This window comes from Bacteroides fluxus YIT 12057, assembly GCF_000195635.1.
GTDB lineage: Bacteria > Bacteroidota > Bacteroidia > Bacteroidales > Bacteroidaceae > Bacteroides > Bacteroides fluxus.
On the sequence record NZ_GL882641.1, the window covers coordinates 1 to 3,126 of the forward strand.

Sequence of the window (3,126 nt, forward strand, 5' to 3'; positions counted from 1 at the left end):
GTCGGACGATAATTCAACAGATGTCGGACGATAAGTTATTAGTACCTCTCTATATAGATTATCGTGTTTATAATCTTAATCTTCAGTATTCTTCTTATTTAAAAACATTCTAAATTATTTGTAGCGTGTATTCATAAACATTATCTTTGTACCCAAAAATAAAAAGAAAGGCAGAAAGACTATGCGTTTGTCTGAATTGAAGACCGGTGAAAAAGGTGTAATCGTAAAAGTGCTGGGACACGGAGGTTTCCGCAAACGGATTGTGGAAATGGGATTTATCAAAGGAAAGACAGTGGAAGTCTTGCTGAATGCGCCGTTGAGGGATCCTATCAAATACAAGGTAATGGGGTATGAAATCTCACTCCGTCGGCAAGAAGCTGAAATGATAGAGATCATCAGCGAACAGGAAGCTATGGGGCAAGGCGTGAACGCCGATTTCCATAAAGGATTGAGTGAAGACATCCATCTGGATGAAGAGCAGCTGAAGCGTATTGCTTTAGGCAGGCGCCGCACTATAAATGTGGCTTTGGTAGGGAATCCCAATTGCGGCAAGACCTCTCTTTTCAATATTGCTTCCGGTTCTCACGAACACGTAGGTAACTACAGCGGTGTAACTGTAGATGCCAAAGAAGGTTACTTTGATTTTCAGGGATATCATTTTCGCATCGTGGATCTTCCCGGCACCTATTCTCTTTCAGCCTATTCTCCCGAAGAAATCTATGTCCGCCGCCATATCATTGATGAAACCCCGGACATTATCATCAATGTAGTCGATTCTTCCAATCTGGAGCGCAATCTTTATCTTACGACGCAATTGATAGATATGAATGTCCGTATGGTAATCGCGCTCAACATGTACGATGAACTGGAAGCCAGTGGCAATACGTTGGATTATATAAAGCTGGGGCAATTGTTCGGTGTTCCGATGCTTCCTACCGTCAGCCGTTCCGGAAAGGGGATCGACCAGCTGTTTCATCTCATCATCAATCTGTATGAAGGGGGAGACTTTCTTGACAAGCATGGCAAGGTACATGCCGATATCTTGAATGACTTGCGCAACTGGCATAAGGAATATGTCCCGGACCACGGTTTCGGCAGCCATAAGGAAGAGGGGGAACGGCCGCGCGGTTTCTATCGGCATATCCACATCAATCACGGTCCGGAACTGGAACGGAGCATCGAGGAGGTGAAGCGCGCCATCAGTGTCAACGAAGACATACGCCACAAGTATTCCACACGTTTCTTGGCTATCAAGCTGCTGGAAAATGACGATGACCTGGAAAGAATTGTAAGGGAGCTTCCCAACGGAAAGGAAATAATCGAAGTTCGTGACCGGGAGGAGCAACGCATTCGCGCAGTGATGAATGAGGAGGGCGAACAGGCCATGACCGATGCCAAATATGGTTTCATAGCAGGCGCGTTGCGTGAAACGTACGTGGATAATCACAAAGATACGTCCCGTACCACTCATATCATCGATTCGATTGTGACGCATCGCATTTGGGGATATCCTATTTTCTTTCTGTTCCTGTATCTGATGTTCGAAGGGACTTTCGTGCTGGGTGACTATCCTATGCAAGGCATCGAGTGGCTGGTAGGGGCTCTTGGTGAACTGATCCACGATAACATGGCCGAAGGTCCGCTGAAAGACCTTCTGGTAGATGGCATTATCGGCGGAGTAGGAGGGGTTATTGTCTTTCTTCCGAATATACTGTTGCTGTATTTCTTTATTTCTCTGATGGAGGATTCGGGATATATGGCACGCGCCGCCTTTATTATGGACAAGATAATGCATAAGATGGGCCTGCACGGAAAATCTTTTATTCCGCTGATTATGGGCTTTGGTTGTAATGTTCCGGCCATTATGGCTTCACGCACTATTGAAAACCGCAAGAGCCGTTTGGTGACCATGCTTATCAACCCTTTGATGTCGTGCAGTGCGCGTCTGCCTATCTATTTATTGTTGGTAGGTGCGTTTTTCCCAAACAATGCCAGCCTGGTATTGTTGACTATCTATGTCATCGGCATTTTGCTGGCAGTGGTAATGGCGCGTCTTTTCTGCCGTTTTCTGGTGAAAGGGGATGATACGCCGTTTGTTATGGAACTTCCGCCTTATCGTATGCCGACCGCGAAAGCCATTTTTCGGCACACTTGGGAAAAAGGGGCGCAATATTTGCGTAAGATGGGAGGTGTCATCATGATTGCTTCCATTGTAATATGGGCATTGGGCTATTATCCTGGCCACAATGATTACGAAAGTGTTACGGAGCAGCAGGAGCACTCTTATATCGGCCAGATAGGTAGGGCTATGGAACCGGTGATTGCTCCGTTGGGATTCGACTGGAAATTAGGTATCGGTATCCTTTCCGGCGTCGGTGCCAAGGAATTGGTGGTAAGCACGCTTGGAGTACTTTATGCGGATGACGCCGATGCGGATGCGGTGAGCCTGGGTCAGCGTATTCCTGTTACTCCTCTGGTGGCTTTCGGTTACATGATATTTGTATTGATCTATTTTCCGTGTATTGCAACGTTGGCGGCCATTAAAGGAGAATCAGGCAGTTGGAAGTGGGCGTTGTTTGCGGCATTTTATACTACGGCGTTGGCATGGCTGATGGCCTTTGCTGTTTATCAGATAGGAGGTTTGTTTGTATGAATAATTGGCAAGAATGGATAGTAGGTTTACTGTTGCTGCTCTGTGCTGTACGGATTGGCATGAGTGTTTATTCTTTTTTTCGTCGTACTAAGGAAAATAGCAATCCTTGTGAAAATTGCGCAAGTGGCTGTGAATTAAAGAGATTGTATGATGAGAAACGTACGGATTGTAGCAAGGACCAGAAAAAAAAGAAGAAAAGTTGTTGCGGATAGTTGGTAGTTTCAAAAAATGTACTACCTTTGCATCCGCAAACAAGAAATAAAGAGTTCTTGAAAATCTTGATTTTGGTTCCTTGGATGAGTGGCTTAGTCAGCGGTCTGCAAAACCGTGTACGGCGGTTCGAATCCGCCAGGAACCTCAAAGCAGGTAAAAAGCTCCGATCAGAAATGGTCGGAGCTTTTTTCGTTTATTGATTTTCAGTGATTTAGCACCTTGATGATGGGTCAACGTAAAAACCTGAGGGATTTTGTATT

General features: G+C 45.4%; 2 protein-coding genes and 1 tRNA gene. All 3 read left to right on the plus strand.

The window, feature by feature from the left end; all coding sequences use genetic code 11:
* Window positions 1–181: 181 nt before the first annotated feature.
* On the plus strand, window positions 182–2,653 hold the full coding sequence (gene feoB, locus HMPREF9446_RS10510) for a ferrous iron transport protein B (RefSeq protein WP_009125624.1): 2,472 nt from the start codon (window positions 182–184) through the stop codon (window positions 2,651–2,653).
* The gene (locus tag HMPREF9446_RS19130) at window positions 2,650–2,865 is read left to right on the plus strand and encodes a hypothetical protein (protein WP_009125625.1); all 216 of its coding nucleotides are present in this window, start codon (window positions 2,650–2,652) and stop codon (window positions 2,863–2,865) included. Before feoB ends, HMPREF9446_RS19130 begins: the two co-directional genes overlap by 4 nt.
* Before the next feature lie 74 nt (window positions 2,866–2,939).
* Window positions 2,940–3,011: transfer RNA gene (locus HMPREF9446_RS10515), tRNA-Cys, on the plus strand.
* The last annotated feature ends 115 nt before the right edge of the window (window positions 3,012–3,126 follow it).